This window comes from Pseudomonas sp. m6p, assembly GCF_055760375.1.
Genome location: NZ_CM147084.1, coordinates 2,926,328 through 2,939,259, shown reverse-complemented (window position 1 = coordinate 2,939,259; position 12,932 = coordinate 2,926,328). Strand labels below are relative to the sequence as shown.

The window sequence follows — 12,932 nt, the reverse complement described above, 5'->3', positions numbered from 1 at the left end:
ATCTGTGCCCATGTTCAACGCAACGCCAACCACCACAACCAAGAAAAGGGAATCAAACATGAGCACTGCAACCTACAACCGCCTGAACAAAGACGACGCCGTAGTCCTGCTGGTCGACCACCAGACCGGTCTGATTTCTCTGGTTCAGGATTTCTCGCCAAACGAATTCAAGAACAACGTGCTGGCGCTGGCCGACCTGGCGAAATTCTTCAACCTGCCGACCATCCTCACCACCAGTTTCGAACAAGGCCCCAACGGCCCGCTGGTTCCGGAGCTGAAAGAAATGTTCCCGGACGCGCCGTACATCGCCCGCCCAGGCCAGATCAACGCCTGGGACAACGAAGACTTCGTCAAGGCGATCAAGGCCACCGGCCGCAAGCAGATCATCATTGCCGGTGTCGTGACCGACGTCTGTGTCGCATTCCCGACCCTGTCGGCACTGGCCGAAGGCTTCGACGTCTTTGTCGTCACCGACGCCTCCGGCACGTTCAACACCACCGTCCAGCAAGCCGCCTGGAACCGCATGACTCAGGCCGGGGCACAAATGATGAACTGGTTCTCGGTCGCCTGTGAGCTGCACCGCGACTGGCGCAACGACATCGAAGGACTGGGCAATCTGCTGTCGCAGCGGATTCCGAACTACCGGAACCTGATGAACAGTTACTCGGCGTTGACCGCGCAGCAAAAGTGACTGCAGCGTTGTGAATGTGAAAGCCTGCCCTGAAAAGTTAATGCTGTTCACTTAAGCCCGACACTGTGACTGTGGCGAGGGAGCTTGCTCCCGCTGGGCCGCGAAGCGGCCCCAAAAGAGGGACTGCTACGCAGTCCAGCGGGAGCAAGCTCCCTCGCCACGGGTTTCAATTGAACGCAAAGTTTCTTAAGTGAGCAGCATTAGCCCTGAAAAACAGGCTTTTTTCTCCGTTGTCAGCCTGCAGGCGTGCGGCCCAACTCAAACGTGATGAGGATTCGCAGGGAGGGCTTTACAACTGATGCTCACTCAATGGGCTTTTCCTTGATGAGATAGGCGAGAGCGTCGTCGATACTGGCTTCAAATGAGAGGTGCTCGGACTCTTTGACTTCAATGGGATCTTTGAGTTTGAGCGAGTTCTGAAGATAACCTTCAGTCTCAAAATCGCCAAAGGGGTCGAAACTCATGCACTGAGTTGCTTTTTGCAACGCCTTTTTTCCTGCAGGTAGCGGCCTTGGAGGGCCATGATTTCTGTCTTGCTCAAAACGCCTTTTCTTTTCAGGTTGACGAGCAATTGCTCAACACCGTCCAGTTCCACGACATCACCGGCCAGGCGCGTGATGGTCACCGCCATGCAACTGAGGTTGTCACGATCGGCGGTAACCTTGTGGGCTTTGGCAAGCAGGCGAACTTCAGTCGCGACGCTCTGAGTCGCTGATCTGGTCATTTGGAACCCCCTCGTTTTCTCTGTCGGACCATAGCACGGCGTCGTTTCTGTGAGCGTGCCAGCTAACGTTTGGCTATCTGGGAAGGTACGTAAAGAAAGCAGGCTCTATTCGTCTGCGCCGCTGCATTGATGCACGCTACCCTGCGCGATGAACCGAGCGCTGACATCTGCGGTTTTTTGATCAGACTCAGCTGGGTTTTCCGTGACGTTTACGGCTAATCTGCGCACTCGCTGACGACAACAAGACAAAAACAGGAGTCATTGATGCAACCGATCCGTCTCGGTCTGGTGGGCTACGGCAAGATTGCCCAGGATCAACATGTTCCGGCGATCAACGCCGATCCCGGATTTCGTCTGGTGGCGGTCGCCACGCAAGGTAAACCCTGTGCCGGGGTGGAGAACTTTCACTCGTTGAGCGAGTTGCTGGAGAACGGCCCCGAGGTGGATGCGATTGCGTTTTGTACGCCGCCGCAAGGTCGGTTCGCACTGGTGCAGCAGGCGCTGGCCGCCGGCAAACATGTGTTGGTGGAAAAACCGCCGTGCGCCACGCTGGGCGAGGCGATGGCTTTGGTCAACCAAGCCCGGCAGCAGGACGTCAGTGCGTTGTTCGCCTGGCATTCGCGCTACGCCCCCGGTATTGAAGCCGCCCGCGACTGGCTCGCCAGTCGCACGCTGCAAAGCGTGCGGATCGACTGGAAGGAAGACGTGCGCAAATGGCATCCCGGTCAGACGTGGATCTGGCAACCCGGTGGTCTGGGCGTTTTCGATCCGGGCATCAATGCCTTGTCGATCGTCACCCGTTTGCTCGCGCAGCCACTGTTTGTCGAGTTCGCCGAACTGCGGGTACCGGACAACTGCCAGTCGCCGATTGCCGCGTCGATCAAGATGTCCGATGCCAGCAGACTCGACGTGCGGGCCGAGTTCGATTTCGACCACGGTCACGACGAACTCTGGAGTATCGAGATTCGCTGCGCCGAAGGGGTGCTGCGGCTGGATAACGGCGGAGCGCTGCTGAGCATCGACGGCGTGCGTCAAGTGGTGTCGGAGGAGGGCGAGTACACGGCGGTGTATCGACACTTCCGGCAGCTGATTGGTGATCGGGCCAGCGATGTGGATCTGCAACCACTGCGGCTGGTGGCGGACAGTTTCTTTGTCGGCAGCCGGGTGGCAGTCGAGCCGTTTTATGATCCGGCACGCTGATCGGTTGAAACGGGATAGCGGTTGTGCGATGACGGCGAACCTCAGCGTCAGGCCTAAGCTAATGCAAAAAGGGTATTTGTTCGTGGTTTTTAAGATCGTTTAGTTTTGTCTCACGACGAATCAAACGCATCAAACCGATAGACCCCCGATTGCCATGACGGCACACGCTGAATCGATCAAAGGCTCTTCAGGTTTGGTTCACACGGGAGTGAATCATGCCGCATACCCTCGATATCACCACGCTGCCGACGCTCGACCTTTCGTTGTTCGAAGGCACCGCGCAACAGCGTTATGAATTTCTTGAAAACCTGCGTCACGCCGCGCGTGACGTCGGCTTTTTCTATCTTACCGGCCATGGCATCGACAGCCACCTGCTCAAGCAGGTGCAGGATCACGCCCGGCAGTTCTTCGCCTTGTCCGAGCACGAAAAAACCGCCGTCGGCATGATCAATTCGCCGCACTTTCGCGGGTACAACCGTGCCGCTTCCGAGATCACCCGTGGTCAACCCGACTGGCGTGAGCAATTCGATCTCGGCGCCGAGCGTGAAGCGTTGCCGCTGGACGCGGACAGCCCGTTGTGGGCTCGGTTGCAGGGGCCCAATCAATGGCCGGCGGCGCTGCCAGCGCTCAAACCGCTGCTGCTGGAATGGCAACAGGCGATGACGCGCATGGCGTTGCGCCTGCTGCGTGCCTTTGCCCAGGCGCTGTCGCTGCGGGCGGACGCGTTCGATCAGTTGTACGGCGACAAGCCCAACGAACACATCAAGTTGATGCGCTACCCAGGTCAGGCTGCCAGCGCGAGCCAGCAGGGCGTCGGTGCGCACAAGGATTCGGGGTTTCTGAGCTTTCTGCTGCAGGACCAACAGGCCGGTCTGCAAGTGGAGGTCGAAGAGGGGCGCTGGATCGATGCGCTACCCCGCGACAACACGCTGGTGGTAAACATCGGCGAATTGCTGGAGCTGGCCACCAACGGTTATCTGCGCGCCACGGTGCATCGGGTGGTGTCGCCGCCCGCAGGCAGCGAGCGTTTGTCCATCGCCTTCTTCCTCGGCGCGCAACTCGATGCCGTGGTGCCGCTGTACCCGTTGCCCACCGTGCTGCTGCGTGAAGCGCGTGGCCCGGCGAGTGATCCGCTCAATCCGTTGTTTCGCGATGTCGGCTGGAACTACCTCAAGGGTCGGTTGCGTTCGCACCCCGACGTCGCCCGGCGCTTCTATGCCGATGCGCTGATGCCCGCCGCACCGGCTCGCAAGACCGTCAACGCCTGATTCATTCGCTCAAGGACTCCGCCCATGTTGAAAAAAACAGGTTTGACCCTGGCCGTGCTCGGCGCGCTGGTGACTTCGTTCGGTGCTCAGGCGCTGGAGCCGCTGCGGGTGGCCGCTGATCCGGTGCCCCACGCGCAGATTCTCGCGTACATCCAGACAATCGATCCGCAACTCAACCTCAAGGTCATCGAGATTCCCAACGGCGTGAACTCCAACGAGCTGTTGGTGCATGGCGATGTCGATGCCAATTACTTCCAGCATCTGCCGTACCTGAAATCCCAGGAACAAGCGCTGGGGCAGAAACTCGCGGTGGCCGCCACGGTGCATATCGAGCCGTTGGGCATCTATTCGCGCCGGCACAAAAGCTTCGCCGAGGTGCCGGAAAAAGGCACCGTCGCCGTGCCCAACAACGTCACCAACCTGAGCCGTGCGCTGTACCTGTTGCAGGACAACGGGTTGATCAAACTCAAGCCCGGCTTCAAGGATCCGGCGGCCGATCAGGCCACCCCCAAGGACATTGCCGAGAACCCGAAACAGCTGAAGATCCTCGAAATCGAATCGCCGCAAATCCCTCGGGCGCTGGACGATGTCGACCTCGCGGTGATCAACGGCAATTACGCACTGGAAGCCGGACTGGTGCCGGCCCAGGATGCGCTGGGGCTGGAAAAGGCCGAGCACAATCCGTACGCCAACATCCTGGTGACTACGCCGACACTGCAAAACGATCCGCGCATCGCACAACTGGCCAAAGACCTGACCTCGCCGCAAGTGGCGAAATACATCAGCGATAACTTCAAGGGGTCGGTGATTCCGGTGGAGGATGCCAAGCCATGATCGTCGTCGAGCGTTTGAGCAAGACCTACCCGTCAGCGCCGGCACCGGCACTGGATCAGGTGTCACTGAGTATTCCCGACGGCGCGATCTACGGCATCCTCGGGCGCAGCGGCGCAGGCAAGTCGACCCTGTTGCGTTGTCTCAATCTGCTCGAACGCCCGGACAGCGGGCAAATTCTCATCGACGGCGTGGACCTGCTGACCTTGACGCCCAGCGACCTGCGCCGCCAGCGTCAGCGCATCGGCATGATCTTCCAGGGCTTCAATCTGCTGCACTCGCGCACCGTGTTCGACAACATCGCCGTGCCGCTGGAAATCGCCAACGTCGGCAAACCGTGGCGCCATGTGCGGGTGCGCGAGCTGCTGGAACTGGTCGGTTTGACGGACAAGGCGCAAGCCTTTCCCTCGCAGTTGTCCGGTGGGCAAAAACAGCGGGTGGGGATTGCCCGCGCCCTGGCAGCGGAGCCTGCGTATCTGCTGTCGGACGAAGCCACCAGTGCGCTGGACCCGGAAACCACCGCGTCGATTCTTGAGCTGCTGCGCGATATCAACCGGCAACTGGGTGTGACCATTGTGCTGATCACCCATGAGCTGGACGTGGTCAAGTCGATCTGCGATCACGCAGCGTTGATGGCCGACGGGCGCCTGGTCGAGTCCGGCCCGGTGCCGCGTTTGCTCGCCGATCCGCAGTCGAGTCTCGGCACGTCGTTGCGTCCGACCTGCGGCCTGCCGCTGGGCCACGACATCCCCGGGCTCAGCTTCCTCAAGCAATACGGCGTGCGAGCGGCTCAGTCATGAACCGCGCGATCAACTGGGATGAAATCCTGCAACTGCTGTTCAACGCCACCGGCGAAACCCTGTACATGGTCTTGCTTGCCGGGCTGTTCACGCTGCTGATCGGTTTGCCGCTCGGGGTGTTGCTGTTTATCAGTCGCCGCGACGGCCTGCGGCCGCTGCCACGGCTCAATGCCGCGCTGGGTTCGCTGGTCAATCTGGGGCGCTCGCTACCCTTTGTGGTGATGTTGATTGCGCTGATTCCGCTGACGCGTCTGCTGGTGGGTACGACCCTCGGCAGCACCGCTGCGGTGGTGCCGATCACCATCGGCGCGTTTCCGTTTTTCGCGCGGATCGTCGAGAACGCGCTGGACGAAGTCGACAAAGGCCGGATCGAAGCGATCCTCGCCATGGGCGGCGATATCCGCCATGTGATTTGCAAAGTGCTGCTGCCCGAAGCGCTGCCGGCCCTGCTGGCGGGGATCACCCTGACGCTGGTGATGCTGATCGGTTTTTCTTCCATGGCCGGGGTGATTGGCGGTGGCGGCCTCGGTGATCTGGCGATCCGTTACGGCTATCAGCGTTTCAACAACGAAGTGATGGTCGCCACCGTGGTGGTGCTGGTCATTCTGGTGCAGGGCGTGCAGAGCCTGGGCGACCGGCTGGTGCGTTCGCTGGCCCATCGACGTTAAGGAATTTTATGAGTGTCGTCGTGGCCCGCGCGCCGCTGATTCAAGTGCGTGAATTGAGCAAGCGCTTCGGCTCGAACCGCGCACTGGATCGCGTCAGCCTGCAGATTCATGCCGCCGAAGTGGTGGCGTTGCTCGGTGCCAACGGTGCCGGCAAATCGACGCTGGTGAAAATTCTCGCCGGCAGCCAGCGCGCCGATGGCGGCGAGATTTACATCGACGGCCAGCCCCGGCAATTCAGTTCGCCGCTGTCGGCCCGTCGAGTCGGAATCGTTGCCGTGCATCAGCAGATCAATGAGGGCATTGCGCCCGGTTTGAGCGTGGCGGAAAACCTCCTGCTCGATGAGTTGTGCAGGCCCGACGCGGACTTCTGGCTCAACCGCCAGCGCCTGCTGGAGCGCGCCGCGAGTATCGCCGCCGGGCTGGGCCTGAAATTGCCGCTGGAGCAGCCGATTGAACACCTGGGCCAGGCCGAACGGCAGTTGGTGGTGCTGGCGCGGGCCTTTGCCCTGCAGCCGCGTCTGCTGATTCTCGATGAGCCGACCGCAGCGTTATCAGATGCCGAGGCGCAGCGGCTGTTCGGGCTGATCGACACCCTGCGCAGCCGTGGCGTGGCGATTCTGTACATCTCCCATCGCTTGTCCGATCTGCAACGGGTGGCGGACCGCGCCATTGTCCTGCGCGATGGTCGACTGGCCGGGGAATTCAGCGCACGGCAGTTGCCGGAAGCGGTGCACGCCATGCTCGGGCAGGCGCTGGACGGGCATGTCTACACGCCCGGCAGCGTGGGCCGAAAAGTATTGGGCGTGCGCGGTTTGCAGGTTTTACCGCGCTCCAGGCGCTTCGATTTCGACCTGCACCAAGGCGAAGTGGTGGTGCTGACCGGGCTGCTCGGCGCCGGCAAAAGCGAGATTGCCGAAGTGCTGTTCGGCTTGCGCAAAGCTGTGGCCGGCAGTCTGCAACTGGACGGCGTGGACTGGCTGCCGGGTTCGCCAAGGGCGGCGATTCGCAGCGGTGTGTTTCTCGCGGCGGAGGATCGTGCCAGTCAGTCGCTGGTGCCGGATTTCTCCCTGCGCCGGACCCTGACGCTGCCGTTTCTGCAGCGCTTCACCCGCGCCGGTTTCATTCGTAACCGCGCCGAAGCCGCAGCGGTCGAGACGCAAGTCGCGGCGCTGGGGATCAAGACTGCCGGTATCGAGGTGCCGATGAGTGCGCTGTCCGGCGGCAATCAACAGAAAGTTGTGCTGGGTCGCTGGCTGCTCGGGGACGGGCGGGTGTTGATTCTCGATGAGCCGTTTCAGGGCGTCGACGTGCGCGCCCGTCGCGAGATCGGCCAATTGCTGCGCGACACTGCCGCCAGCCGCGCGACCCTGGTGATCTGCGCCGATGTCGATGAAGCCCTGGAAATCGCCGACCGGATTCTGTTGGTGCGCGATCACGCGGTGGTCGGCGAATACCCGCGCGCCGGCCTTGAACGCGCGACCCTGGTCGCCGCGCTGGCCGGCAGCGACGCTAGCGAACATCCCTTTCATGCCACGCCAAGGAGCAGAGCGAGTGCCTGATTCGAGTTCATTGTTGTCGTCCGCTACGGCACCCGCCGAGCGCCTGTTGCACGCGCTGATCCGCTACGGCCTGTTGTGGCTGCTGGCGCTGATCGTGGTGTTTTTCAGTGTCGCGGAGCCGGCGTTTTTGCGCGTCGGCAATCTGTTCAGCATCTTGCAGTCGGTGTCGATCGTTGCGCTGTTGGCTCTCGGTGTGACCCTGACCATGGCCGTCGGCGGACTTGATCTGTCGATTGGTGCGGTGGCGGCGATGAGCCTGATGATCGCCAGTTACGTGATGGTGGTGCTCGGCTGGGGCGCGGTGCCGGCGGTGCTGATCAGTCTGGGCGGTGGCGCACTGGTCGGGCTGCTCAATGGCTGGCTGATCGTCAAGCTGCGGGTGCCGGATATTCTCGCGACGCTGGGCAGCATGTTTCTGGTGATCGGCGTGCAACTGATTCCCACGGGTGGGCGCTCGATTGCGGTGGGCATGACCTTGCCCAGTGGTGTGGAAACCGAAGGCACGTTCAGCGCGGCGTTTCTCGCCCTCGGCCGCGGACGTTTGTGGGAGGTGGTGCCGGTTCCGGTGTTGATCACGGCGCTGGTGGCGCTGGCGGTGTGGCTGTTTCTCGAGCGCACGCGCATCGGCCGGTTGTTTTATGCGATTGGCGGCAACGAGCAGGCAGCGCGGCTGGCGGGGGCGCCGGTACAGCGCTTCAAGTTACTTGCTTACGTGCTGTCGGCGTTGCTCGCCGCGCTCGGCGGTTTGCTGTTGGCGGCGCGGTTGGGGCGCGGCGATGTCAGCTCCGGCAACGGCCTGGTGCTGGACGCCCTCGGCGCGGCGCTGATCGGTTTTGCCGTGCTCGGAGCGAAGAAGCCCAATGCGTTCGGCACTTTGGTCGGCGCGTTGTTGGTTGCTTCATTGCTCAACGGTCTGACCATGCTCAACGCGCCGTATTACGCGCAGGATTTCGTCAAGGGACTGGTGCTGGTGCTGGCCCTGATGTTCACCTTCGGCCTCGCGCATCGGGCGCGCTGAGCCGGTTCATTTGTCGCTGCAAGGAAGATGTATGCACGGTTCAATCAAGCAGTTCGCACGCCATTGCCTCGCCGGCGCGGTGCTTTCGGCGTTGGCGTTGAGCGCTCAGGCCAAGGCATTGCCGGGTGCTCCGGCGCCGTTCGACAAGGGCCAGGTGCAGATCGCGCTGGTCGGTTACCTGTTTTCCGGGGACTTTCCCGAGGCGTACCTGCGCGGCGTGGAGAAACAGACCGAGGCGCTTGGGGCCAATCTGCGGGTGTTCGATGCGCGGCAGCAGGCGGCGAGTCAGGGCGAGATGATCGATCAGGCGATTGACCTCGGGGTCGACGGGATCATCGTGCAACTGGGCCTGGCGGAAACCCTCAAGGGACCGATTGACCGGGCGATCGCCAAAGGCATCAAGGTGGTGGCGTTCGACGTTGACCTGAACAGTCCGCAAGTGACTCAGGTCGAGCAGGATCACCATGCACTGGCGCGGCTGGCGCTGGATCAGGCCGTGAAAGACAACGGCACGCGGTTCGATGCCGGTTACGTGTACATCAGCGGCTTCACGCCGATGGAGCGCCGCGACGAGATCTGGAGTGAGGTGAAAAAGGCCAATCCGGGCATCATCGAGAAGGCGCGGTTCGGCACGCTCAATCCGCCGATTGCCAACTCGGTGGCGGATCAGGCCAGCGCGGTGCTGCGCGCCAATCCGGATATCCGCGTGATCTTCGCGCCGTTCGACGAGTTCGCCAAAGGCGCGAAAATCGCCGTCGACGAGGCCGGGCTGGGGCGCAAGGTGAAGATCTACAGCGCCGACATTTCCACCGCCGACATTCAGATCATGAAAGAACCGGACAGCGCCTGGGCGGCGACCGCAGCGGTCAATCCGCAAGTCGCGGGGGCGATCAGCGTGCGCAGTCTGGCAATGTTGATTGCCGGCGAAAATCCGGGGCATCAGGTGCTGGTGCCGCCGACCCTGATCACCCGTCAGCAACTGCTCGATCTGGACGTGAAAAACGTTCGCGACCTGGCGCAGAAACTCCCGGCGTTCGGTGATACCGCCAACGTGGCGCGGGCGGAGTGGATTCCTGTGGCGAACTGAAAAATCTGTATTCATCCACCGATCCCTGTGGGAGCTGGCTTGCCAGCGATAGGGCCTGTTCAGCCACCTTATTTATTGACTGATACACCGCTTTCGCTGGCAAGCCAGCTCCCACAGGTTTTGCGGCGTGCATCAATCCGCTGATCGACACAATCCACTGTGGGAGCTGGCTTGCCAGCGATAGGGCCTGTTCAGCCACCTTATTTATTGACTGATACATCGCTTTCGCTGGCAAGCCAGCTCCCACAGGTTTTGCGGCGTGCACCAATCCGCTGATCGACACAATCCACTGTGGGAGCGGGCTTGCCCGCGAAGGCGCCGGTTCAGTCGATAAAGATGTTGGATGTGCCAACGCCATCGCTGGCAAGCAAGCTCCCACAGGGAAGTGGTCTACATTTTAGTTAGTTGATCTTTAGTTGGTTTAAGTGTTGATGGAACAACACTTGTGTTGCTCTAAAAACAACTATTCAGCCGGATCTAACCTAAGTGTTATTGGTTCTTTTACGGCAAGCCTTCAGCCCGTCTAGCATCGGTGTTCAACGGAGAAACTGACTTTGGGGATGCTGCGCTTCAGTCACTAATCAGCCTTCACCGCCTTCCTGATTTCCATAACTACAGCAGACATTGCCGTGCATTGATTGCCGACCCTTTATTGTCGGTAACGGCCGGGTATTAGCTGCGATAAAGGAGCTGTCCCATGTATCAGCGTTCGCGTTCATTACTGGCCATCGCGGTGGTCGGTGCGATCTGGCAACTTCCGGCGCAAGCCGAAGACACTTCCACCCGCGTTGACGATGACACACGGCTGGGTACCGTGCTGGTCACCGGCACTCGGGGCACGGCACGTACGGTGCTCGATTCTCCAGTGCCGGTGGACGTGTTGACCGCCGCCGATCTCAAGTCCACGGGCGCGGCTGACGGTGAACTGGGCCAGGCGCTGCAGACGTTGCTGCCGTCGTTCAGCATGCCGCGTCAGTCCAATTCCGGTGGTGCCGACCATGTGCGCGCCGCACAGCTGCGCGGCATGAGTCCGGATCAGGTGCTGGTGCTGGTCAACGGCAAGCGCCGTCACACCTCGGCGGTGGTCAACGACTCGTCGAAAATCGGTCGCGGCACGGCGCCGGTGGACTTCAACTCGATCCCCATCAGCGCGATCAAACGCATCGAAGTGCTGCGCGACGGCGCCGGGGCGCAGTACGGTTCCGACGCGATTGCCGGGGTGATCAACATCATCCTCGACGACGCGCCCGAGGGTGGTGAAGTGTCCACCAGCTACGGCGCGTTTCACACCCATCAGGACGCCATCGGCAGAACCACCACCGACGGCCAGAACAGCGTGACCACGGCCAAGATCGGCACGCGTCTGGGTGAAGAGGGCGGGTTCATTCGCGGCGGCACCGAGTACAAAAATCGCAATCCAACCAACCGCGCCGGTTTCGACGGTTTTGCCAATACCCCGGACCAGCGCAACTACGTGATGGGCGACGGCCTGGCGCGGGACGTCAACCTGTGGTTCAACAGTGAGCTGCCGCTGGCGGGTGGCAAGGCTTACAGCTTCGGCACCTACAACCAGCGCCACACCACCGGCGCCGAATTCTATCGCTACCCCTACGAGCAGCCGCAGTTCTATCCCAACGGCTACCTGCCGCAGTCGCTGGGCGACAACAAGGACGTCTCTGCCACCGCCGGTTTCAAAGGCATGATCGGCGCAGACTGGGACTTCGACAGCAGCGTGACCCATGGCCGCAACCGCTTCGACGGCTCCACCCGCCGCACGCTCAACGTCAGCCTCGGTGAGGACTCGCCGACCCGGTTCGACACCGGCGATTACGAGCTGCGCCAGACCACCACCAACCTCGATTTCAGCCGCGAACTGCGCCTCGGCGGACGCTCGTTCGTGCTGGCGCTGGGCGGTGAATACCGCTACGAAAACTACCTGACCTACGCCGGTGACGCGGCCTCGTACATCGGTTCCGGCGCTGACGGCGCCAACGGCCTGCGCCCCAGCGAAGAGTCGGACCTGGACCGCAACGTGTTTGCTACCTACGCCGAGTTGTCGGGCGATCTGACTGACCGCTTTTTCGTCGACGCCGCCACCCGCTGGGAACATTACGATGATGCCGGCAGCAAACTCACCGGCAAGCTCAGTGGTCGCTACAAACTGACCGAGCAGTGGGCGTTGCGCGGTGCGGTGTCGAACAACTTCCGCGCGCCGTCGCTGGCGCAGAGCGGCTTTCAGAACACCACCAGCAACTTTGGCGAAGGCGGCACGCTCACCGATATTCGTGTGCTCTCGGTCAACGACCCGATCGCCCGCGCGCTGGGGGCCGAGAAGCTCGATCCTGAAACCTCGAAGAACTTCAGCCTCGGCCTGACCTTCCAGCTCAACGAGCGCTTCGATGCCTCGCTCGATGTGTTCCGTATCGACGTCAAGGATCGCATCACCCTGTCGCAGCGCATCGGCAGCGATGCCATGGAGCAATACATCAACGACAATTTCGGCGTGGCCGGGGTGCATGACGTCAACTTCTTCACCAACGCCGCCGACACCAGCACCCACGGTGCCGAACTGGTGCTCAACTACCACCAGCCGCTGTATGAAGGGCAACTGGGCCTGACCACCGCGTACACCTACAACCACACCAAAGTCACCAGCACCAAAGGCACGCCCGCGCAACTGACGGCGCTGGGTATCGGCAACGATGCACTGGTCGGCGTTGAAGAAACCAACACCCTGACTGACGCGGCGCCCAAGGATCGCTTCGTGTTTTCCGCCAACTGGGCCAGCGAACACTGGGGCCTGCTCGGGCGTCTGACCCGGCAGGGCGAAACCACTCGCGTGTTCGACTTTGGCGACTCGCAACCGGAGCAGACCTACGGCGCGGTGTGGCAACTGGACGCCGAGGTGACCTACAAATTCACCCCGAAATTCAGCGTCGCCCTGGGCGGCAACAACCTCACCGACAACTACCCGGAGCGCTCCGGCTCGGCGATCAATTACGGCGGCAACCTGCCGTATGACGTGCTGTCGCCGATCGGCACCAACGGCGCTTACTACTACGCCAGCGCCACTTACGGCTTCTGAG

Annotated in this window: 11 protein-coding genes and 1 pseudogene; 10 read left to right on the top strand and 2 right to left on the bottom strand. The window is 61.5% G+C overall.

Annotation, left to right across the window (positions count from 1 at the left end):
* The first annotated feature begins 58 nt into the window (after window positions 1–58).
* The gene (ycaC, locus tag ACYZUM_RS13445; RefSeq protein ID WP_041074995.1) at window positions 59–691 is read left to right on the top strand and encodes an isochorismate family cysteine hydrolase YcaC; all 633 of its coding nucleotides are present in this window, start codon (window positions 59–61) and stop codon (window positions 689–691) included.
* A gap of 305 nt (window positions 692–996) precedes the next feature.
* On the opposite strand, the pseudogene ACYZUM_RS13440 reads toward ycaC, so the two are convergent.
* Together ACYZUM_RS13440 and ACYZUM_RS13435 are read right to left on the bottom strand one after the other, a co-directional pair.
* Window positions 997–1,155: pseudogene (locus ACYZUM_RS13440) on the bottom strand (cell filamentation protein Fic); the annotation flags it as partial.
* A complete protein-coding gene (locus ACYZUM_RS13435; protein ID WP_041074997.1) occupies window positions 1,152–1,415 on the bottom strand; it encodes a hypothetical protein in 264 nt (87 codons plus the stop codon). The gene ACYZUM_RS13435 and the pseudogene ACYZUM_RS13440, both read right to left, overlap by 4 nt.
* Window positions 1,416–1,679: 264 nt before the next feature.
* Between ACYZUM_RS13435 and ACYZUM_RS13430 the strand changes: the two genes are divergently transcribed.
* The 9 genes from ACYZUM_RS13430 to ACYZUM_RS13390 all read left to right on the top strand — a co-directional run bounded on the left by ACYZUM_RS13430 (window position 1,680) and on the right by ACYZUM_RS13390 (window position 12,931).
* The gene (locus tag ACYZUM_RS13430) at window positions 1,680–2,615 is read left to right on the top strand and encodes a Gfo/Idh/MocA family protein (protein ID WP_108182923.1); all 936 of its coding nucleotides are present in this window, start codon (window positions 1,680–1,682) and stop codon (window positions 2,613–2,615) included.
* A 215-nt stretch (window positions 2,616–2,830) separates the two neighbouring features.
* Entirely contained in the window at window positions 2,831–3,883 is a 1,053-nt protein-coding gene (locus ACYZUM_RS13425; protein WP_108182922.1) for an isopenicillin N synthase family dioxygenase, read from the top strand.
* A gap of 24 nt (window positions 3,884–3,907) precedes the next feature.
* A complete protein-coding gene (locus tag ACYZUM_RS13420) occupies window positions 3,908–4,717 on the top strand; it encodes a MetQ/NlpA family ABC transporter substrate-binding protein (RefSeq protein WP_108182921.1) in 810 nt (269 codons plus the stop codon).
* Window positions 4,714–5,514 carry a methionine ABC transporter ATP-binding protein gene (locus tag ACYZUM_RS13415; protein WP_086792814.1) on the top strand — a complete coding sequence of 267 codons (801 nt, stop codon included), beginning with the start codon at window positions 4,714–4,716 and terminating at the stop codon, window positions 5,512–5,514. The genes ACYZUM_RS13420 and ACYZUM_RS13415 overlap by 4 nt, the downstream gene beginning before the upstream one ends.
* Entirely contained in the window at window positions 5,511–6,182 is a 672-nt protein-coding gene (locus ACYZUM_RS13410) for a methionine ABC transporter permease (protein ID WP_108182920.1), read from the top strand. The genes ACYZUM_RS13415 and ACYZUM_RS13410 overlap by 4 nt, the downstream gene beginning before the upstream one ends.
* Before the next feature lie 8 nt (window positions 6,183–6,190).
* On the top strand, window positions 6,191–7,741 hold the full coding sequence (locus ACYZUM_RS13405; RefSeq protein WP_108182919.1) for a sugar ABC transporter ATP-binding protein: 1,551 nt from the start codon (window positions 6,191–6,193) through the stop codon (window positions 7,739–7,741).
* Complete coding sequence (locus ACYZUM_RS13400) at window positions 7,734–8,759, top strand: ABC transporter permease (RefSeq protein ID WP_108182918.1); 1,026 nt, start codon at window positions 7,734–7,736, stop codon at window positions 8,757–8,759. The genes ACYZUM_RS13405 and ACYZUM_RS13400 overlap by 8 nt, the downstream gene beginning before the upstream one ends.
* Before the next feature lie 31 nt (window positions 8,760–8,790).
* Complete coding sequence (locus ACYZUM_RS13395) at window positions 8,791–9,846, top strand: substrate-binding domain-containing protein (RefSeq protein WP_108182917.1); 1,056 nt, start codon at window positions 8,791–8,793, stop codon at window positions 9,844–9,846.
* Between the two features lie 697 nt (window positions 9,847–10,543).
* Window positions 10,544–12,931, top strand: coding sequence for a TonB-dependent receptor plug domain-containing protein (locus ACYZUM_RS13390; RefSeq protein ID WP_108182916.1), 2,388 nt, complete (start codon window positions 10,544–10,546; stop codon window positions 12,929–12,931).
* The last annotated feature ends 1 nt before the right edge of the window (window position 12,932 follow it).

What these genes read in the sequence shown, in the direction of transcription:
- ycaC (WP_041074995.1), top strand. Translation starts at nt 59, where the DNA reads ATGAGCACTGCAACCTACAACCGCCTGAACAAAGACGACGCCGTAGTC.
- ACYZUM_RS13435 (WP_041074997.1), bottom strand. Translation starts at nt 1,415, where the DNA reads ATGACCAGATCAGCGACTCAGAGCGTCGCGACTGAAGTTCGCCTGCTT.
- ACYZUM_RS13430 (WP_108182923.1), top strand. Translation starts at nt 1,680, where the DNA reads ATGCAACCGATCCGTCTCGGTCTGGTGGGCTACGGCAAGATTGCCCAG.
- ACYZUM_RS13425 (WP_108182922.1), top strand. Translation starts at nt 2,831, where the DNA reads ATGCCGCATACCCTCGATATCACCACGCTGCCGACGCTCGACCTTTCG.
- ACYZUM_RS13420 (WP_108182921.1), top strand. Translation starts at nt 3,908, where the DNA reads ATGTTGAAAAAAACAGGTTTGACCCTGGCCGTGCTCGGCGCGCTGGTG.
- ACYZUM_RS13415 (WP_086792814.1), top strand. Translation starts at nt 4,714, where the DNA reads ATGATCGTCGTCGAGCGTTTGAGCAAGACCTACCCGTCAGCGCCGGCA.
- ACYZUM_RS13410 (WP_108182920.1), top strand. Translation starts at nt 5,511, where the DNA reads ATGAACCGCGCGATCAACTGGGATGAAATCCTGCAACTGCTGTTCAAC.
- ACYZUM_RS13405 (WP_108182919.1), top strand. Translation starts at nt 6,191, where the DNA reads ATGAGTGTCGTCGTGGCCCGCGCGCCGCTGATTCAAGTGCGTGAATTG.
- ACYZUM_RS13395 (WP_108182917.1), top strand. Translation starts at nt 8,791, where the DNA reads ATGCACGGTTCAATCAAGCAGTTCGCACGCCATTGCCTCGCCGGCGCG.
- ACYZUM_RS13390 (WP_108182916.1), top strand. Translation starts at nt 10,544, where the DNA reads ATGTATCAGCGTTCGCGTTCATTACTGGCCATCGCGGTGGTCGGTGCG.